The sequence below is a fragment of the Myxococcus dinghuensis genome, from assembly GCF_024198235.1.
In the GTDB taxonomy this organism is placed as follows: domain Bacteria; phylum Myxococcota; class Myxococcia; order Myxococcales; family Myxococcaceae; genus Myxococcus; species Myxococcus dinghuensis.
Genome location: NZ_JAKCFB010000021.1, coordinates 106,200 through 124,317 on the forward strand (window position 1 = coordinate 106,200; position 18,118 = coordinate 124,317).

The following is an 18,118-nucleotide window of genomic DNA, read 5'->3' on the forward strand; positions in this document are numbered from 1 at the left end:
GGAGGCTGCTCCCGCAGCGCGCGTGAGGCGCGGCCGAGTCCCGTGTCGCGCAGGCGCAAGCGCTTGTCAGGCTCGCGCAAGGGCGCGGCGACGCGGGTTGTCTAGCCTGGGGATGTTCGCGCTTCACCCAGGGGGACCTCACGATGACGCAGATTCGCAAGCCGGCTGTGTTCCTTCCGCCGCCCGTGCTCAAGTCGTCGCAGTCGCAGGCAGGGGCGGTCCGGTCTGGTGCCGTCACCACCGCGGCGTCGCCCGCGAGGCTGGACAGCTTCGGAGGCGGTGCTCGGACCGCCGGGCCGAAGTTGGACGAGGGAGCGCTGCGGCGGGGGCCGGAGCGTGACGCGCGGCTGGGCGGCGGGGAGGCGGTGCCGGTGCACCAGTTGCTGCGCTCGGGTGGGTTGGGGCGGATGGCGTTGGGGGGAGGGCGCGACGTCCGCCAAGCCACGACGCCGACGCCGGTGGCGACGCCGACACAGGTGGGCACGCCGACGCCGTCGGATGATCCGCGGAAGCAGCCGCTCGACGTGGGCGCGCTCATCGCGAACCCGGCGCAGGCCCAGGCGACCATCGACGCGCTGAAGCAGAGTGGAGACCCGCAGCTCGTGCGGTACGGGGAGACGCTGGCGCGGGCGGTGAACAACCCGACGTATCAGGCGTGGATGAAGCGGGCGGACCCGCCGCGCATCGTGCTCACGACGAGCGCGGGCAACGGCAACGAGCCCGTGTTGGTGTTGGTGCCGCCGGACTTCGCGGCGAACCCCACGAAGGACCGGCCGGTGCAGACGCACTACCACGGGCTGGGCTCGCCGGTGGGAGGGCATCCGGACGCGGCGGGGACGACGGCGGCCATCGACCGCATCTGGGCGTCGACGGACCCGGACCCCATCTTCGTGTTGCCGGAGACGGTGACGAACCCGCAGGACGAGCACCCGGAGAGCACGGGGAGTCATGGCGGGTGGCGGCTGAGCGGCCCCATCGACGTGGCACGGACGACGAACGACGCGCTGGCGGTGGCGTATCCGGGGACGCGGCCCGGGGACATGCCGATTGGCGAGCGGGTGGTGTCGGCGCACTCCCGCGGCGGCGCGGCGCTGGCGTTGTCGGTGCTCAACGACCCGGACTCGCTCCAGGCGGACCGGCTGGTGCTGCTGGACTGCCTCTACAACGTCAACGTCGCGCTCGACCCTTCCGGAGACACCCGGCGGGACGTGGACGCCGTGCTGGGCGACTGGGTGCGCGCGCAGCAGCGGCAGGGCCATCCGGTGCCGGCGATGGTGTTCTTCCAGAACGGCACCACGGACGACCCGCTGGAGCAGGCGGTGCGCGATGCGGGAGGGAGCTACCAGGAGTTCCGGCGGGAGAGCCACATGGCCCTCAACGAGGAGGGCATGGGGTTCGGCTATCCGGCGAACGAACCCGCCGCGACGCCGACGCCCGCGCGCTGACGGCTGCGCTCCTGGCCCGCTTCGTCAGGAGGGGATATGGGGCCGCGTGGGAGCGCTGGGCCGTCCCGAGCATGGCCCTACCGTCCACTCCCGGGCGGTCCACCCCGGAGGTCCATGATGTCGACACACCAGGACGAGGCATTCCACGAGCGCAACCGTCGCCTCGAACAGCAGGCGATGGCGGCGCTCGAGTCCCCGCAGGACGTGGCGCCAGCACTTCCCCGGGGAACGCCATGGCTGCGCATCTGGGAGTACCGGAGCCTGGGGCAGTACCGCTCCTGGCTCCTCTGGAAGGACGCCTCGAAGCTCGCTTCGGGGTTCCTCGTTCGTCGAGTCACCTGGACCCGGCACGGGGAAGTCGAACGGTCCATGAGTCCGGGGGGCGTCATCCAACACAGGGTCGCGAAGGAGCCGCGCCTGCTCACGGCCGACGCCCCCGTCGCTTCGGAGCGCTGGTGGGAACTCGAGGCCGAGGGCCGGGAACTCCCGGTCCCCAACATGTCGTTCGGGCCCCTGGGGATCTCCCTCGACGGAGTCCGGTTCGGCCTGGAGCAGCGCGCCGCCTTCCATTCGCTCCGCCTGGAGTGGTGGAGCCGCCCCCCGGCGGACTGGCGGCCCGTGGTGAAGTGGTTCGACCGCGTCCATGAACTCTTCGAGGACTGTCTCCCACCCTCGGAGCAGGAGCCCTGAGTCACCCACCGCCAACCAACGCCTCGCGGCACCCATGTCCCACGTGCCTCAGGAGGTCGTGTAAACCCGCTATTCCAGCACTGACCGCATTGTCTGTAGGCTGTCGCCATGGGTTCGACGGTGAGCGCTCTCTTCGAGGAAGTCGCCTCCGGCGTCGATGTTCAGGACGCACGGAACAAGGTCGAGGAACGGGCGGAACGGGGTGACTTCTCCACCCTCGTCGCGCTCGCCGGAGAGGTGGAGGCGCGGCTGCCCGCGACGTCCGCCGAGGCGCGAGGCCGACTCCATGCGCTCTCCGACCACATCGAGGAGACGCTCGCCCGGCGCGCGAGCGTCGAGAGCGCGCGGGCCCTGCTCGACATCGCGCGCCAGCCACGGGACGCGCGCTTCCAGGGCACCCACTCGGCCGCGCGCCGGGAGCGGGACCTCGCGGGGCTGCTCGCGCGTTGGAACCCGACGCCCGTCCTCCGCGCGCTGCTCCCACTCCGGAGCGGTCCGCGGGACCTGACCGAGCTGTTCGCCTGCTACGTGCAGGAGCTCGTCCTGCGCGGCGAGTCGCTGGAGGCGGAGCCCGCCGTCCGCGAGCTGTGGGCCCGACTGGTGGAGGGCGGCCATCCCCTGGCGCTCCTGCCGCTGCGCCGGGGGCGCTGGGAGTCGTCCCTGGGCCGCCTGCTGGGCGTCGAGGACGTGGAGGACGCGCTGCGGGACCTCCAGGCGCACCTCGCCTCGGCCCGCGCCGGGGACGCGGACGAGGAGGACACGCTCCCCCTGGGGCCGAGGACCCGGAGGTCGCCCGAGGAGGTCCCGCTCCCCGCGTCCGCGGGGGCCATCATCGACGCCTGGGCGGAGGACGTCGCTCCGGCGCGGGACTTCCGCCGCGCGTTCTCCCTGCGCCCCCCTCAGCCCGGGATGGGCGCGGACCTGCTCGCCGCCTTCCTCGAGGACGCGGACCTGGGGGGCCTCGTCCCGACGGATGACCCCGGCTGCGAACGCCAGGGGCCCGAGGATGTCGTGGCCACGCTCTTCACGCGCGCCGCCTTCGGCGCGGAGGGGTGGGTCGGCGCCCAGGGGGCCGCGTACGGTCGCCTCGCGACGTGGCGCACGCTGGCCGGGCTGATGGGCGTCGCGGGAGAGCCCCGCGACTGGCGCGTGCTCGAGCAGCAGGCCGGCGCGTGCCGCTGGTTCCGCTTCACCGTCACCACGTCGCGTCCCTCTTCGTCCTCACGCCTGGGACTGGCGTGCCTGCGCCCCGGGGGCACGACGCTGGCGCTCCTCGCCGCGAGCCTCCGGGCCTGAGCACGACGTGACGGGCCGCGCGCTCGTCACGCTCACGCCGCGCGGGGAGTCGCGGACGTGTTCCTGCGCTGCCACAAACGCCAGAGCCTCCGCGAGACGTGTCCCTCCGGGTCCGCGGGATGACGCGTGTCCTGTCCCCGCTCGTGGGCCATCCGGCGGAGCAGGGGCCCCACGGCGCCGACGGGCGACTCCTGCTCCGACAGGCTCTCGTTCACCACGTCCATGAACCGCCGCGCGCCCTCCGGGGTGTCCACGGCGAAGCCCCGGTAGACGAGGAACCGCCAGGCCTCCTCGGGACTCCCCTCGAGGTCCACGACGTTCAGCGTGGCGGCCAGCGCATCCCAATGGCGCGGAAGAATCATGGTGGAGCGGAGCATGGCCGACGCGGCAGAGGCGCCTCGGGCGTCCCCTCTGTTGACCATCGGAGACGGGTGCTTTCGCTCGCGCCAGGGGTGCCTTATGACTGTGGCTCGGCTCTCGGGAGGACGTGCGCGCGGATGGTGGAGTACATCGACCAGATCATCGGCGCGCTGGGGCCCCTGGGCCTGCTGGTGCTCGGGCTCGCGGCGGCGCTGGAGTACGTCGTCCCCCCGTTCCCCGGGGACTCCATCACCCTGTTGGGGGGCGTGTACGCGGTGCGTGGCACGCAGCCCTGGTTCCTCGTGTTCCTCGTCGTCATCGCGGGCAGCGTGGCGGGCGCGGCCATCAACTACGCGGTGGGCCGCTGGCTGGTGAAGCGCTTCGAGGCCCAGCCCGAGCGCAGCTTCCTCGGCATCACCCACGCGCGGTTGGCGGAGGTCCAGGCGCGCATGCGGCGCAACGGGCCCTGGCTGCTGCTGGTCAACCGCTTCCTCCCCGGCATCCGCGGCCTCATCTTCGTCGCCGCGGGGGCCTCGCACATGCCGCGCGTCAACGTGCTCGGCCTGGGCGCGGTGTCCGCCATGGCGCACACCGCGCTGGTGCTGGCGCTGGGCTCGGCGGTGGGTGGCAACCTGGAGAAGTTGACGCTGCTCGTCAGTCGCTACCAGTACGCGGTCATCGGCCTGGTGGCGGTGGGCGTGGTGGCGGCGCTGGTGCGCATGTTCGCTCGGCGACGCGCGCCGGCCCCCGAGCCTTGAGTCACCGGGACGACGCCGTCTCAGGTGAGCGTTGCGTGTCCTGGCCTCGGCGCGCTTGAGTCTCGCCCATGGCTCAGCGCGCTCGTTCCTGGAGTCCTCTGCTCGTCGTGCTCGTGCTGTCCGTGGCGGGGTGTCGCTGTGGTGACGAGCCGGGGCTGGGCAACGCCCGGTTGGGCTTCCGGCCCCAGGAGGAGGAGGTCGACTTCGGCCGCGTGCTGGAGGGCGAGCGGGGCACGCGGCAGGTGACGCTGGTGGCCACCGGCCGCGCCACCACGGAGGTCCAGGCGTCCGCGGAGTCTCCCTTCGCCGCGACGACGCCGGAGGTGAGCGTCCCCGGCAGCGGCTCCACGGTGGTGGAGGTGACGTTCCTCGCGGGCCATGGCGCGGCCGAGGGCGAGCTCGTGCTCCGGGGCGCCGGCAGCAGCGTGAGCGTGCGACTGAAGGGGCAGGGCGTCCGCCCGCTGAAGTGTGACCCGTCCGGGCCGTGCTTCGCGTCCCGCTTCGACCTCGAATCGGGGACGTGTGTCGAGACGCCGCTCACCGAGGGCGCCACCTGCATCCCGGAGAGCCGGTGCCAGGTGGACGGGCGCTGCGAGTCCGGCGCGTGCGTGGGCTCGCCGCGCTCCTGCGACGACGACAACCCGTGCACGGTGGACGCGTGCTCGCCGCAGTTCGGCTGCGTGCGCACGGACGTCGTCTGCCCCGACCCGAACAACCCCTGCAAGGTGGGCCTGTGCGACCGCGACGACGGGTGCCAGGAGGTGGACGTGGCGGACTTCGTCCGCTGTGGCGCCATGGACTGCGAGCAGTCCCTCCTCTGCTTCGGGGGCTCGTGCAAGGCGTTCGACACGCCGGAGGGCACCGTGTGCGCGCCCGCCACGGCGTGTCAGGAGGTGGGCAAGTGTCAGGGCGGCGCTTGCACGAGGCCCCCTCCCGGGGACTTCGAGGCGGACTTCTCCCAGGACCTGGGCGGCATCCCCTCGGGCGGCGGGGACGCGCCCATGCTGCTGGTCGACGAAGGCACCCTCTTCACCTCGGTGTGTGGCGGGGACGCGGGCTGCCGGCTCGTCTCCTTCACGGAGGGGGGCCTGCTGCGCTACGCGGCGCCCTATCCCGAGGACGCGCCGCGCGCGCTGCTGGCGGTGTCCGACGCGGGCGTGGTCGTCCGGGGACCGAAGGGGCTGGAGGCCTACGCCGCGCGCGCGCCGGGCGCGCGGAAGTGGGAGGCCTCGTGGACGGCGCTGGGCGCGCCCGAGGGCGCGGGAGCGTGGCGGGGCGTGGTGGGCGCCGGACAGGTCGCGCTGACGTCGACCGGTGACGTGGTGGCGAGCGTGGCCTGGAGCCAGGCCGCCGACGCGGGCGAGGACGGCGGCGCGTCGCCTCCACCTCCGGAGGGCCAGCGCTGGGTCTGGCTCGATGGCCACGGGGATGCGGGCACCGTGCTCTACGCGGGCCCGGTCGAGCCCTGGCACGGCGAGACGCGGCTCGGCCTGGACCCGGCGGATGTCGCCTACCGCTACACGGTGGATGGCCTCCTGGAGCGCGCGGAGGTGGTGACGGCGGGCGCGGACGGCGGCCCGGGGCTGCGGGTGGTCACGCTCGAGGACGCCGGGCCGCTCGCGGGCCTCGCGTCGCTGTCGGTGTCGGACGACCAGCTCCTGGTGGGGGCGCGGACCTCCGTGTTCCTCGATGGCGGGGTCGTGACGAAGGCGGAGGTGGACTGGGATGGAGGCACGCGGACGCTCGCGCCCATGGCGGAGCCCGTGCTGCTCGCGGCGGAGGAGCAGGGCGCCGCGCGCGCCCTTCTGCTCGCTCGCGCGTGCGCGCGGACGGATGGCGTGCCGTGCCAGCCCGAGGAGGAGCGCCTGGTCCTGCGCGGGGTGGCGGCGGACACGGGCCGTGGGGTGTGGGAGGCGGACGTGCTGCCCTTCGAGTCGCTGGAGGGGACGCCGCGGGAGGCGACCCTCCTCCAGCGGGGCCAGGTGGGCTTGCTCGTGGACGTGCTCCGGCGGGACGGGCGGCAGGTGTGGTTCGAGGTCTATTCGGAGGGGAAGAAGGTGAGCGCGTGCCCGTTGCCGGGCCGGCCCACGTTCGGTGGCGCGACGTTCTTCGCGGGCAAGCTGCTCGTGGTGGTGGAGCGCGAGGGCGTGTGGCGACTGGAGTCCTACGCCATGGGGCCGGGCGTCCTCGCGGAGACGCGCGGCTGGCCCCAGCGCCACGCCACCGGCGCGGGGACGCGGCGCGGGGCGCCGTGAGTCACGCCGTCGCGTTCGGGTCCACCCACAGGTCCTCGAAGCGCACCTGCGGCGGCGCCTGGTGCAGCCGCAGGCCCTGCACGGACGTGGTGGCCGCGGCGTGGATGCGGTCGTGGTACAGCGGGATGAGCGGACAGTCGGCGCGGAAGAGGTGCTCGGCGCGGATGTAGAGCTGCTGGCGCAGCTCCGGGTCGATGGACACGCGCGCCTCGGAGGTGATGCGGTCCAGCTCCGTGTTGCGGTAGCCCAGCGGGTACACCGTCTGCGCGCTCGAGTTCAGCAGGAAGTGCAGGAAGGTGTCCGGGTCCGGGAAGTCCGCGAGCCACAGCGTGCGGAACGCCGGAATCTTCCCCTCGCGCAGCCGGGCCGAGTACTCCTCCGGCGGCATCACCACGTGCCGCAGCTCCAGCAGGCCCGCCTGGATGAGGGGGCGGAAGAGGACGGCGTCCTCCGCGGAGGTGTCGCGGCCGGTGGGGTGGTGCAGGGTGAGGCGCAGCCGGCGCAGGCCCACGTCGCGCAGGAGCTGCTCGGCGAGCGCCAGGTCCGGCGCGGGCTGCGGGTTCACCTCCGCGCCGCCCAGCAGCTCCGGCGGCGTCAGGGTCCGCGCCACCCGGGCGCCCGGATGGAACTGCTCCACCAGGCCCGCGATGTCCATGCCCGCGCGCAGCGCGCGCCGCACGCGCACGTCGTCATACGGCGACTCGCGCGAGTTGAGCGCCACGAACGCGGTGGAGGGCGTGGTGCTGGCCACCACCTGGAAGGACTCCAGCCCCGGCACCTCGACGTGCTCGGCGGAGAGGAACGAGACCAGGTCCGCGGCGCCGCGCTGCAGCCGCCCCACCGCCTCCTCGCGCGAGTCCACCAACTGGAACTCCAGCCGGTCGAGCATCGGCGCGCCGGTGCGCCAGTACGCGGGGTTGCGCTCCATCACCACGCGCTCGGGCTCCAGCGCCATCACCCGGAAGGGGCCGGTGCCCACCAGCCGCCCGCCCGCGTCCACGCGCGCCACCGCCGTGGGCGTCAGCGCCATCAGGTGCAGGAAGAAGGCCTTGGGCTCGCGCAGGCGGATCTCCAACGTCGCGTCGTCCAGCGCCTCGATGCCCGTCACCTCGCGGGCCATGCCGGAGGCGTACTCGGTCGCGCCCTCCACGTCCTCCAGCAGGCTGCGGTCGGGCGAGCGCACCGCCGGGTCCAACAGGCGCTCCAGGTGGCGCTTCACGTCCTGCGCCGTCAGGGGCGCGCCGTCGTGGAAGGTGACGCCCCGGCGCAGGTAGAAGCGGTAGCGACGGGCGGACGGGTCCGCGTCCCAGCGCTCGGCGAGGTCCGGCTCCAGGCCGCCGTCCGCCAGCCGCACCAGCCCGGAGAAGGCGCACGCGGTCAGCTCCGACAACTGGTTCTCCACGCTGAACAGCGGGTCCACCGCCTGGCGGTTGCGCAGCGAGGCCGCCTGGTGGAGCACCACGCGCAGCGTGCCGCCCACGCGCGGCTGCGGCAGGCGGAAGCGGAACACCTCCGTCTCCAGCCCGAGCGCCTCGTGGCCCAGCTGGTCCACCGTGCGCGTCAGCCCGTCGCCGATGCGGATGACCCGGCGCGCGTCCTCGCGCACCTGCGCGACCTCCTCGCGGATGGACGCGTCCGCCCTGGTGAGCACCTGGTTGGCGCTGCGCAGCTCGTCGATGGAGGCGCTCAGCCGCACCACGCTGTCGGACAGCTCGCGGCCCGCGCGCGCCTGGTCCTCCGCCTTCTGCGACGCGGTGTGGCCCACGCGCGCCATCTCGTGCGTCTGGCGCACCAGCTCGCGCGCGTGCCCGGCCTGCTCGATGGCCATGCGCGTGACGTCCTCCACGCGCCGGGCCACCCGGCGGCTCGCCTCCACCACCGTCGCGCCCTGGGCCTCCAGCCGCTGCGTCTCCGCCACCGTGGCCTCCACGGCGCTGAAGGTGCGCTGGGTGATGGTGCGGATCTCCACCAGCGCCTCGGTGGCGCGGTCGCCCATGGCCACGCCCGTGCCGGCCTGCTCGCGGCCCTCCTTCACCAGCGCCACCGTGGTCTGCACGGCGTCTCGCACGCCGGACACCATGGCGCCAATCTCGCGCGTGGAGCGCGTGGTGCGCTCGGCCAGGTTGCGAATCTCGTTGGCCACCACGCCGAAGGGGCGGCCGTGCTCGCCGGCCTGCGCGGCGATGATGGCGGCGTTGAGGGCCAGGAGGTTCGTCTGGTCGGCGATCTCCTGGATGACGTCGACGATGCGGCCAATCTCCGTGGAGCGCGCGCCCAGGGTGCCCATCAGCTCCGCGGCCTTCCGGATGGTCTCCTCCACCTGGTACATGCCCTTGACGCTGTCGGCGACGAGCACCTCGCCGCGCTCCGCCGTCGCCGTCACCGCCATGGCCAGCTGGTTCGTCTCGTTGGCGCGGCGGCGCACGGAGTCGATGCCGCCCTCCACCAGCGACACGAAGTCCTCCGCTTCGCTGGCGAAGCGCGCCAGCTCGTCACCGGAGGAGGCGATGTTGGCCAGCCGCTCGCTCATCGCCTGCATCAGCGCCGTGGTGCGGCTGGCGAAGTCGTTCACCTGCGACAGGCCGTCCACCACCTGCTCCAGCCGCTCCGTCATCTCCAGCAGCGAGCCCGTGGTGTCCACGGCGAAGGCCTCCAACTGGTGGACGCGCTTGCCCACCACCTGGAGGCTGGTGCCCATGCCGCTGACGGACTCGAGCGTGCGCTCCACCGCGCCACCCTGCCGGCGCGCGGCCTCGAGCAGGGCGTCCGCCTGCTCGCTCACCTCGTTGCTCGTGCGGTGCAGGTTGGCCGTCACCCGCTGCACCTGGGACAGCGCGCGGCGCAGGGACAGGACGAGGCGCCGCACGTCCTCGTGTCCCTCGTAGCGGGGGCCGCCCGTGGTGGTGAGGTCGCCCTCCGCCAGCCGCGCCATGACGCGCCGCCGCGTCAGCCGCCGTATCGCGGCCCAGCGGAACCACGCCAGGTAGCCGCCGACGAGGTACAGCGTGGGCGTGGCGACCAGCAGCGCCGTCCACGAGGACGTCGTCAGTCGCTGCCCACCCGCCAACTGGAGCACCCCCCCCAGGACGAGCGCTGAAAGCACACCGGCCGCCAGGCCGAACGCGAAGAGGTACCGTTTGGCGCCCATGGACGACGGGGAGGCTACTCCGCCTTCTCGCGCCGGTCCTCAAAACGCCGCACACTGGGGGCCTCGTGTCATCCCTGCTCGCCCTCCTGGCCGTCCTCGCGCTCCCGGTGAAGTCCACCCCCCAGGGCCCTCCGGCCCCGGCGCCCGTCGAGGAGGCGCGCTTCGTCTTCTCCTGGCGGGGCATCCCCGTGGGCACGGTGACGCTGACGCGGGGCCCCGGCCGCTTCACCTACGCCAGCCGGCACCTGCACACGCGCGCGGGCACCCACGGCGAGCGCCGGCGCGAGGCCTCCCTGGACGTGGACGACGCGGGGCGGGTGAAGGGCGGCGGCGCGTGGCCCCAGGCGCTGTGGCTGTGGCGGGGGCCTCCTCCCCCGGGCTGCGTGACGGCGCGCGAGGAGCTGTCCGGCCGCGAGGGCGCGCACTGTGTCACCGGGGGCACGGCGCCCTGGGTGGAGGGCACGCTGATGGGGGCCCCGTTCCGCGCGCGCTATGACGCCCGCGGGCGCATGGAGGTGCTGGAGCTGGGCGAGTCGCGCTTCACCGTGGCCGCGCCCGGGGAGCGGCTGCGCGCGCCCCCGGACTTCTTCGCGCAGGGGCTCCCGGTGGAGGGGGACGCGGGGCCGCTGGCGCTGGAGCCGCCGCTGCCGGTGGCGTCGCGGCGGGAGGGGATGACGGCGTGGGAGGCGGGCGCGGCGCGGGCGCTGGCGGCCAGGGTCCACGCGGCGTTCCCGGAGAAGGGCCCGGGCGAGGCGGACTTCCGCGAGGGCGGGGAGGGCGAGGCGGGCGGGTGTCTGGCGCATGCGCTGCGCTTCGCGGCGCTCGCGCGGGAGCGGGGCGTGACGGTGGCGCTCGTCCATGGGCTGCTGGTGGTGGACGGCGGTCCGGCGCGGCCCCATGCGTGGGTGCGCGTGGCGCTCCAGGGGGGCGGCACGCTGGACCTGGACCCCACGTCCCTGGACCCCGTCCTGCCGGACACGCACCTGCCCCTGGCGCTGGAGGACGCGCGAGGGCCGGCGCTGGAGGCGGGGGCGCGGTGGCTGGCGCTGCTGCGGGGGGCGCACCGCGTGGTGCGCCGGCCGTGAGCGCGCCTACTCGAAGGGGATGATGGACAGCTTGTCGCCCGCCTCCGCGCCCAGGATCTCCTTGGCGCGCGCGGGCAGGTAGACCACCTGGTTGTCCAGCCGGGCCATGCACCGCACGGAGCGGAAGCGGTTGCGGCCGGAGTCCTTCTCGAAGGCCACGAGCACGTCGTCCCCCTCCAGTTCGAAGTCCGCCTCCGCCAGCTTGAGCGTGCGGTACTTGCGGATGAGCGACACGTCGCCGGTGTTGGCCTCGAAGTGCGGCCCGCCGTCGAACGGGTCGATGCGCTCCACGTACCGGAAGCCGATGCGCTCCAGCATGCGCTGCACGCCGCGCGTCTGCGGCCCCACCTCGCCGAGCACCTTCTGCACGCGCTCCGGGAACAGCGACGCGTAGATGTCCGACGCGGGGAACAGCTCCTTGATGAACTCCTTGTTCTGGCGGCTGAGCCGGTCCGCCTCCAGGTACGTCAGCCCGGTGAACTTCTTGCCGCACGCCTCCCACAGGAGGCTGCGCCCGTCCGGCAGCAACGGCGGCAACAGCTCCGCCAGCACGCGCGGCCGGAACAGCCGCCGGTGCATGGCGATGAACAGGAAGCGCACGTAGGACAACTGCTTGCCGGGCTTGTCCTCCGTGGCGCGGTAGGGCGGGTCCACCACCAGGCCGCCAATCTCCGTGGGGCCCTCGTAGTTGTAGGCGATGGACAGCACCTTGTGCCGCAGGTGGCGCTCGAGGGACGCGGAGTAGTGCTCGCGCTCGCTCACCTCGTAGTAGATGTGCGGCGCCTCGAACGTGCCGTGCTGGGCGATGATCATCGACGTGCCGATGATGAGCCCGTTGCGCAGGTCCTCCAGGACGAAGAGGTACTCGCGCTCGAAGGGGTTCTTCACCTTCCCCGCGAAGCTCTTCACCGACTTGTCGATGATGCTCTCGAGCGTCTCCTCGTTGTTCGGCAGGTTCACCGTGTTGAGCACGGCGGCGAGCCGCTTGAGGCCGGCCAGGTCGGTCTTCTGGACGTCACGCAGGACAAGCATGGTTGCACCCGGGACGCACCGGGATGGCGCGCCGGAAGGGGTGGGGACCATACACCACACCCCCCTCCATGCGCCCATCCACCTGCCCTCTTGATTCCTTTATGACGCACTGAGTCGGAGTGTCGCTCCCCGGCACGGCCGGAGGGTGCGAGTCGCCTCGCTGCGTCGTGAAACATTTCTCAAATAGGCGAGCCCCTGCCCGGGCGTCCGCTGTGTTGTCAGACGGGCGGGAAGCTCCTGGCGGGGGAATGAAGCGCGGAATGCCTTGCGGTACGGTGTGTCAAACGTTGGCTGTCAAACCTTCGCAAGGACACGACCCATTGAGAAGACTGTTTCCTGGCTTGCTTGCGATGTGGCTGCTCCCGTCCCTCGCCTCCGCCAGCATCGTGTGGCGGGGGGACTTCGAGACGGGGAACCGCTCGCAATACACCGGTGAGCAGATGGTGAGCTCCGACCGGCTCCTGGTGGTGACGAACCCGGTGGCCGAGGGGAAGTATGCGCTGAAGGTCACGGTGAAGCAGGGAGATGACCCCATCAACGCGAGCGGCAACCGCAACGAGCTCGTGTATCAGAGTGGTGAGAAGGAAGGGTCCGAGTACTACTACCGCTGGAAGGTGATGTTCGCGTCGGACTTCCCGAGCGTGGACACCTGGCAGTTGTTCACGCAGTGGCACCACGATGGGTGCTGCGGCTCGCCTCCGCTGGAGTTCTACGTGCGCGGCGAGGAGATCCGCATGGCGTTGAACTCCAACTCCACCATCCCCTGGCGCACCGCGCTCAAGCGGGGCGTGTGGCAGGAGTTCATCCTGCACGTGAAGTGGTCCTCCAACGCCAGCACCGGCTTCGTGGAGCTGTGGCACAACCAGAAGAAGGTGCTCTCGAAGACGTACGCCGCGACGATGTACGCGGGCAACAAGAACTACCTGAAGCTGGGCCTGTACCGCAGCGACACGGTGAAGCCGGTGGGCATCCTGTTCCACGACGGCTTCGTCCAGGCCACCGCGCTCTCGGACGTGCTCGACACCACGACCCCGTCGACCGACGCGGGCACCCCCGTGGACGCGGGCACGCCGGTGGACGCGGGCACCCCTGTCGACGCCGGCACGCCGGTGGACGCGGGTACCCCCGTGGACGCGGGCACGCCGGTGGACGCGGGTACCCCCGTGGATGCGGGCACGCCGGTGGACGCGGGTACCCCCGTGGACGCGGGCACGCCGGTGGATGCCGGCACCCCCGGGGACGAGGGCACGCCCGGCGCCGGGGAGGACGCGGGGACGTCGCCAGGACCGCAGGTGGACGCGGGCACGGGGCCCACCGACGAATCACCTGGGACGGGGACGGGCGTCATCCCTCCGACGTCCGGTGTCTCGCCGGATGACCTGGGCGCCGAGCCCGCGGGCTGCAACAGCGCGGGCGGTTCGGCCGCGGCGGTGTCGCTGCTCGCCCTGCTCGGGCTCGCGCGTGGGTGGCGACGCCGACGTTGAGTGACTCGGCCGGGGCCTCGTCTCGCGGGGGCCCCGGCCTTCCCTCGCTCCAGGCTGGCGTGACTTGACCCGGAGTGTGGAGTGGAAAGACGCTTTCCGTGAAGTCTTCACTCAACGGGAGCGTGGCAGATGAAGCGGAATGTACTCGGAGTGTTGGCGGGGATGCTGGTGGCGCTGGTGGGGTGTGGTGACGTGGACCCCGCGGGGGCGACGGCGCCGGAGGAGGCCCTGGCGGAGAGCGAGTCGGCCCTCTATCCGGAGTGCTGCTCGGCGATTCCGGGCTCCGGCTACACGGAGGCGTTCTGTGACTCCGTCTCGTACTCGCCCGGGCGCTGCAACGCGGTGTGGAGCGGGACGGCGTGTTCGTGGAACACGACCAACTGCCCGGTGACGTGTTGCCAGCCGAAGAGCGGCAGCACCGTGCCCTGGAACTACTGCAACACGTACAACATCTCCGAAGGCCGCTGCAACGCGGTCAACAGCGGCACGACCTGCGCCTGGGCCTGCTGAGCCTCGCCGCTCACGAGGACTCGCGCGCCCCGGTGCGTGGAGGCCGCGAGTCCTCGAGTCATCCTGTCGCCGGGCCCCAGGGCGCGCCGTGGTCGTGACCGGGGACTCCTCCGCGGAGGTGGACCGCGACGTGTCGACGACGCGCCCAGCCTGGGCCGGGGGTTCCCCGCGTCGTCCGAAGTTGGGGAGCCGGCTGTCAATGTGACAGTCTGCTGTCCATGGCGAGATACACGACGGGCGGGGCGGCCTTCACGGACCTGGTGCTGGAGGTCTTCCGGGGCAACGGCCTGATGCTGGCGGCGGGGGAGCGGCTCGCGCTGCCGTCGGGGCTGACCAGCGCGCGGTGGCAGGTGCTGGGCGTGGTGGACCACGAGCCCGCGCCGGTGGCGAACGTGGCGCGCGCCATCGGGCTGACGCGGCAGAGCGTGCAGCAGACGGCGGACGCGTTGGCGGAGGAGGGGCTGGTCGAGTACCAGGAGAACCCGCACCACCGCCGCGCCAAGCTCATCACGCTGACGCCCACGGGGCGGGAGCGGCTGCGCGAGGTGGAGGCCCGGCAGATGTCCTGGGCGAACAAGCTGGGCGGGCGGGTGTCCCCGGAGTCCCTGAAGACGGCGCTGCGCGCGCTCCAGGAGGTCCGCGCCGTGTTGGAGCAGGAGGCCGCGGCGGCGGAGGACGCCCCGTAGCCCACGTGGACGCGGCCCCGGCCACGCCCCCGGAGGAGCGTGGCGCGGGGCCCGCTCACGGACGTGACGTCAGAAGCAGGCGCCGCAGGACCGCTGGCCGGTGGCGCCGGCGTTGTAGCTGTCGCTCGGGTTCGTGGTGGAGGTGCACCACAGATAGGCGACGTTCACCGTCCAGGTGCAGCCCTGCTCGCACTCCCAGATGATGAAGGGGGTGTAGCCCGCCGGACAGCTCACCAGGGACTGCTCCGCCTCCATCGTCATCTCCGGCGCGACCTCCTGGACCGCGTCCGCGCCACCACAGCCCAGGGCCAACCCGCTGACCGCGCACAGCACTCCACCCACGAGCATTCCCAACTTCATGCGTGTCTCCTGTCAGGACCTGCGAGGAATCGAGGCCCGCGCGAGTCTAGGATTGACGATGTCAGGGTTTGCCTCGGCGGGCGGGTTGACTGTTCACCCGCGGGCATTCGGTGGGGCGACGGGAGGGCCGTGACGGGCCCTCCCGCCGGGGGAGCGCCTCAGCGCACGTGGCCGGTGCTGTCGGTGATGCCGCCGAGCTTGAGCGCGTTGGCCTGGGAGGAGTTGGGCTCCGCCTGGACCACGGGGACGCGCTGGTTGCCGACGGGGACCGTGCCCAGGCCCTGGATGCCGTTGCCGGCGCTCGGCGGGCGCAGCCCGCTCGGCTGCGCGCCGGGGATCTGCATCATCTGGTTGAACGTCTGCGGGGAGGTGGTGAGGATGCCCCGGAGGTTGCCGTTGTTGAGCGGGATGCTCTGCCAGTGGACCTGCTCGTTCTGCTGGTGGGGCTGGGTCCCCGCGACGGTGTTGTTGAAGTTCTGGTTGCGGCCATTCTCGGTCTGCTGGGCCCACATGGGCCGCGTGCGCTGGAGCGGGTTGCCCGGAGGCAGGGCCGCCTGGTTCGCCGCGGTGGAGCCGGGGACGCGTCCCATGTTGTCCGTGGTGGACGCCCGCCAGTTGGGGTTGTTCTGGAGCAGGTTGGGGTTGAGCACCAACTGCGCGTTGTTGGGGTTGCTGCCCACGCCGTGGCCCTGCGCCCTCCAGGTGTCCTGCCCCACGCCCTGGGCGCGCGTGTAGACGCCGAGCGCGCCACCGCCGTTGCGGTCCGCGGGCCGGTGGTAGTTCCCGTTGGGCCCCAGGCGCTCGTAGGCGGAGCTCAGGCGCCCGTTCTCGAGGGCGGGGCGCACGAAGTTCGGGTTCATCCCGTGGGTGAGGGTCGCGGCGTTGTTCATGTCGAGCGCGGGGGCCTGCTGGTTGCTCGGCCGCATCGCCGGGGCCTGGCCCTGGTTGTGCTGCGGGGGCACTCCGGGGTTGAGGTTGCCCGGCGTCCGGGGCGGCCCCTGCACGGGAGGGCGGTTGGGGTTGGCGGGCCGGTTGGTGTTGGGGGGACGGTAGTTGGCGGACTGCGGAGGGTTGCTCAGTCGGGGGATGCGGCTCATGGGGGATGACCTCGTGTTCCCGCCTTGCGGGCGGGAGTTGAAGCGGACAGCCTGAATCAATGTGTGGCATTCCGTCCCGCCCGCGAGGGTTTGGGACGGTTGCTGTCCTTGCGCTGTGTTCTCCGGCTTCATGCGCCAGGAATTGCGTGCCCTCCAGTCGGAGCACAATGCCTGTCGGATTGTGGATGGAATTGGACGTGGGCGCGCGCGGCCCGCACGCGAGCGGCCCTCCGGAGCCCCGGTCCCGCACGGCGGCCTCGAATTCCAACGCCACCGGAACTGGCCCGGCACCGCGCGGGACGCCGCGTCGGTGAAACCTTTCGAAATATTCAGCGGGGCTCCGCTCCCGGTGACGCCCGGGCGTGCCCCGAGTACGTGCCGGGGCTCCCGCACCGTCCTCCGGGGCGGAAAATCAGCCCGGAAACCGGATTCCCACGTTTTCGGGTCGTGTGAAAAATCTGCGACACGACACAACCCGCACCCCCGGGTGATCGATAATTCGCGCATGACCAGCGTTGTCGGCCCCCGTCGCTCGCCCCTCTCCGCTCGCCCCTCCGACACTGCCCGTGAGACGACCCCCGCGTCCGCGAAGGCTTCCACGTCGGCTCGCAACGACTTCCAGCCCTCGCGGGCGGGACAGGGGCTCAGCGCCTCCGTCCTCACGAAGCTCGGTGCCGTCTACGTCCCGGTGACGCCCACCGTGCAGCAGGCGGTCCCGGCGAAGCAGGCCGCCGCCGCCCAGCAGGCGGGCGCCCCGCTCGTCTACAGCACGAGCCCCAACGCGGCCATCAAGGACAACTCCACCGTCACCAGCACGCTGGATGTCGCCGAGGACACCACGGTCGACTCCCTCAAGCTGGACCTGGACATCGCCCACACGTACCGCGGCGACCTGACCGTGAAGCTGACGTCGCCTTCCGGCAAGACGGCGGTGGTGTCGAACCGCGCGGGCGGCTCCGCGGACGACCTCAAGGGCGCGTTCGACCTGAAGGACTTCGCCGGCGAGCCCACGAAGGGCAAGTGGACGCTGGAGGTGCAGGACTCCGCCAAGGGCGACGTCGGCACCCTGAAGCAGTGGGGCCTGAACATCGTCTCCCAGACGAAGGCCCCCGAGGAGCCGCAGCCGGAGCCCTCCGACGACCCGTTCGACGGCCTGCGCGACGACGCGCTGCTGCGCGCCGTGCGTGACTCGTCCAACGGCAAGAAGGTCGTCAGCTACAACGAGGCCCGCAAGCTCATCTTCTCCAGCCTGGACGTGAACCAGGACGGCAACGTCGAGTGCGTCTACACGGACGCCGAAATCAAGGGCGGGAAGATTCCCAGCAGCTCCGTGATGAACGTGGAGCACACGTGGCCGCAGTCCAAGGGCGCCACGGGCGTGGCCAAGAGCGACCTGCACCACCTGTTCCCCACGGACAGCAAGGCCAACTCGCGCCGCAGCAGCTTCCCGTTCGGCGTGGTGGTGAACGTGAAGTGGAGCCAGGACGGCGCCAAGCTCGGCACGGATGCGAGCGGGAAGACCGTCTTCGAGCCGCCAGATTCCCACAAGGGCAACGTGGCGCGCGCGATGTTCTACTTCTCCGCCACCTACAACAAGGGCATCCCCAACGACGAGGAGGCGGTCCTCAAGCAGTGGAACAAGCTGGACGCGGTCGACTCGGCTGAAATCGAGCGCAATCGCCGCGTCGCCAACATCCAGGGCAACGTGAACCAGTTCGTCGAGCACTCCGAGCTGGCCGACCGCATCAAGGACTTCTGACGCGAGTCCGACCGTCGGGGGACCGGGCCCGGGTGGCGCAAGCGCCCCAGGCCCGGGCTCCGGCGGCGCTGTTCCGTCTCACCGATGCGCGGCATGGCTCCCGGGATGCCCCGGTCGAGCGAAGGCCCGCGTCGAGCGGACGCTCGGGAACGG

At 72.3% G+C, this 18,118-nt stretch carries 15 protein-coding genes; 10 read left to right on the forward strand and 5 right to left on the reverse strand.

Translation table 11 applies throughout. The features are described from left to right. The first annotated feature begins 143 nt into the window (after positions 1–143). The 3 genes from LZ198_RS25735 to LZ198_RS25745 all read left to right on the forward strand — a co-directional run bounded on the left by LZ198_RS25735 (position 144) and on the right by LZ198_RS25745 (position 3,431). Positions 144–1,445 (forward strand): hypothetical protein, encoded by a 1,302-nt coding sequence (locus LZ198_RS25735; RefSeq protein ID WP_253974696.1) that lies wholly within the window; start codon positions 144–146, stop codon positions 1,443–1,445. 117 nt (positions 1,446–1,562) lie between these two features. Further along, entirely contained in the window at positions 1,563–2,135 is a 573-nt protein-coding gene (locus LZ198_RS25740) for a hypothetical protein (protein WP_253974697.1), read from the forward strand. A gap of 108 nt (positions 2,136–2,243) precedes the next feature. Further along, positions 2,244–3,431, forward strand: a complete 1,188-nt coding sequence (locus LZ198_RS25745) for a DUF6183 family protein (RefSeq protein ID WP_253974698.1) — start codon at positions 2,244–2,246, stop codon at positions 3,429–3,431. Between the two features lie 32 nt (positions 3,432–3,463). On the opposite strand, the gene LZ198_RS25750 is transcribed toward LZ198_RS25745, so the two are convergent. Continuing rightward, entirely contained in the window at positions 3,464–3,808 is a 345-nt protein-coding gene (locus LZ198_RS25750) for a hypothetical protein (RefSeq protein ID WP_253974699.1), read from the reverse strand. Positions 3,809–3,928: 120 nt separating this feature from the next. Here LZ198_RS25750 and LZ198_RS25755 point away from each other — a divergent pair, with 120 nt between their 5' ends. Both LZ198_RS25755 and LZ198_RS25760 read left to right on the forward strand, forming a co-directional pair. After that, the gene (locus tag LZ198_RS25755) at positions 3,929–4,549 is read left to right on the forward strand and encodes a DedA family protein (RefSeq protein ID WP_253974700.1); all 621 of its coding nucleotides are present in this window, start codon (positions 3,929–3,931) and stop codon (positions 4,547–4,549) included. 68 nt (positions 4,550–4,617) lie between these two features. Beyond that, complete coding sequence (locus LZ198_RS25760) at positions 4,618–6,804, forward strand: hypothetical protein (RefSeq protein WP_253974701.1); 2,187 nt, start codon at positions 4,618–4,620, stop codon at positions 6,802–6,804. 1 nt (position 6,805) lies between these two features. Here LZ198_RS25760 and LZ198_RS25765 read toward each other — a convergent pair whose 3' ends face one another. Next, positions 6,806–9,952: an ABC transporter substrate-binding protein gene (locus LZ198_RS25765; RefSeq protein WP_253974702.1), complete on the reverse strand. Its 3,147-nt coding sequence runs from the start codon at positions 9,950–9,952 to the stop codon at positions 6,806–6,808. Positions 9,953–10,017: 65 nt separating this feature from the next. Between LZ198_RS25765 and LZ198_RS25770 the strand changes: the two genes are divergently transcribed. Then, positions 10,018–11,037, forward strand: a complete 1,020-nt coding sequence (locus tag LZ198_RS25770) for a lasso peptide biosynthesis protein (protein ID WP_253974703.1) — start codon at positions 10,018–10,020, stop codon at positions 11,035–11,037. A gap of 6 nt (positions 11,038–11,043) precedes the next feature. Here LZ198_RS25770 and LZ198_RS25775 read toward each other — a convergent pair whose 3' ends face one another. Further along, the gene (locus LZ198_RS25775; protein ID WP_253974704.1) at positions 11,044–12,069 is read right to left on the reverse strand and encodes an arginine N-succinyltransferase; all 1,026 of its coding nucleotides are present in this window, start codon (positions 12,067–12,069) and stop codon (positions 11,044–11,046) included. Between the two features lie 350 nt (positions 12,070–12,419). On the opposite strand from LZ198_RS25775, the gene LZ198_RS25780 reads away from it, so the two are divergent. From LZ198_RS25780 to LZ198_RS25790, 3 genes are all read left to right on the forward strand, one after another. Then, complete coding sequence (locus LZ198_RS25780) at positions 12,420–13,553, forward strand: polysaccharide lyase (protein WP_253974705.1); 1,134 nt, start codon at positions 12,420–12,422, stop codon at positions 13,551–13,553. A gap of 129 nt (positions 13,554–13,682) precedes the next feature. Beyond that, positions 13,683–14,063 (forward strand): solute carrier organic anion transporter, encoded by a 381-nt coding sequence (locus LZ198_RS25785; RefSeq protein WP_253974706.1) that lies wholly within the window; start codon positions 13,683–13,685, stop codon positions 14,061–14,063. Between the two features lie 218 nt (positions 14,064–14,281). After that, the gene (locus LZ198_RS25790) at positions 14,282–14,749 is read left to right on the forward strand and encodes a MarR family winged helix-turn-helix transcriptional regulator (RefSeq protein ID WP_253974707.1); all 468 of its coding nucleotides are present in this window, start codon (positions 14,282–14,284) and stop codon (positions 14,747–14,749) included. A gap of 69 nt (positions 14,750–14,818) precedes the next feature. Here the strand turns inward: LZ198_RS25790 and LZ198_RS25795 are convergent, their stop codons facing one another. Continuing rightward, positions 14,819–15,109: a hypothetical protein gene (locus LZ198_RS25795; RefSeq protein WP_253974708.1), complete on the reverse strand. Its 291-nt coding sequence runs from the start codon at positions 15,107–15,109 to the stop codon at positions 14,819–14,821. Between the two features lie 158 nt (positions 15,110–15,267). Further along, positions 15,268–16,206: a hypothetical protein gene (locus LZ198_RS25800; protein ID WP_253974709.1), complete on the reverse strand. Its 939-nt coding sequence runs from the start codon at positions 16,204–16,206 to the stop codon at positions 15,268–15,270. 505 nt (positions 16,207–16,711) lie between these two features. Between LZ198_RS25800 and LZ198_RS25805 the strand changes: the two genes are divergently transcribed. After that, a complete protein-coding gene (locus tag LZ198_RS25805) occupies positions 16,712–17,965 on the forward strand; it encodes an endonuclease (protein ID WP_253974710.1) in 1,254 nt (417 codons plus the stop codon). Positions 17,966–18,118: the final 153 nt, after the last annotated feature.

Bases quoted from the DNA above. Each gene is read 5' to 3' on its own strand.
- LZ198_RS25750 (WP_253974699.1), bottom strand. From the start codon at position 3,808: ATGCTCCGCTCCACCATGATTCTTCCGCGCCATTGGGATGCGCTGGCC.
- LZ198_RS25800 (WP_253974709.1), bottom strand. From the start codon at position 16,206: ATGAGCCGCATCCCCCGACTGAGCAACCCTCCGCAGTCCGCCAACTAC.
- LZ198_RS25735 (WP_253974696.1), top strand. From the start codon at position 144: ATGACGCAGATTCGCAAGCCGGCTGTGTTCCTTCCGCCGCCCGTGCTC.
- LZ198_RS25795 (WP_253974708.1), bottom strand. From the start codon at position 15,109: ATGAAGTTGGGAATGCTCGTGGGTGGAGTGCTGTGCGCGGTCAGCGGG.
- LZ198_RS25785 (WP_253974706.1), top strand. From the start codon at position 13,683: ATGAAGCGGAATGTACTCGGAGTGTTGGCGGGGATGCTGGTGGCGCTG.
- LZ198_RS25775 (WP_253974704.1), bottom strand. From the start codon at position 12,069: ATGCTTGTCCTGCGTGACGTCCAGAAGACCGACCTGGCCGGCCTCAAG.
- LZ198_RS25745 (WP_253974698.1), top strand. From the start codon at position 2,244: ATGGGTTCGACGGTGAGCGCTCTCTTCGAGGAAGTCGCCTCCGGCGTC.
- LZ198_RS25790 (WP_253974707.1), top strand. From the start codon at position 14,282: ATGGCGAGATACACGACGGGCGGGGCGGCCTTCACGGACCTGGTGCTG.
- LZ198_RS25760 (WP_253974701.1), top strand. From the start codon at position 4,618: ATGGCTCAGCGCGCTCGTTCCTGGAGTCCTCTGCTCGTCGTGCTCGTG.
- LZ198_RS25780 (WP_253974705.1), top strand. From the start codon at position 12,420: ATGTGGCTGCTCCCGTCCCTCGCCTCCGCCAGCATCGTGTGGCGGGGG.
- LZ198_RS25755 (WP_253974700.1), top strand. From the start codon at position 3,929: ATGGTGGAGTACATCGACCAGATCATCGGCGCGCTGGGGCCCCTGGGC.
- LZ198_RS25805 (WP_253974710.1), top strand. From the start codon at position 16,712: ATGACCAGCGTTGTCGGCCCCCGTCGCTCGCCCCTCTCCGCTCGCCCC.
- LZ198_RS25740 (WP_253974697.1), top strand. From the start codon at position 1,563: ATGTCGACACACCAGGACGAGGCATTCCACGAGCGCAACCGTCGCCTC.
- LZ198_RS25765 (WP_253974702.1), bottom strand. From the start codon at position 9,952: ATGGGCGCCAAACGGTACCTCTTCGCGTTCGGCCTGGCGGCCGGTGTG.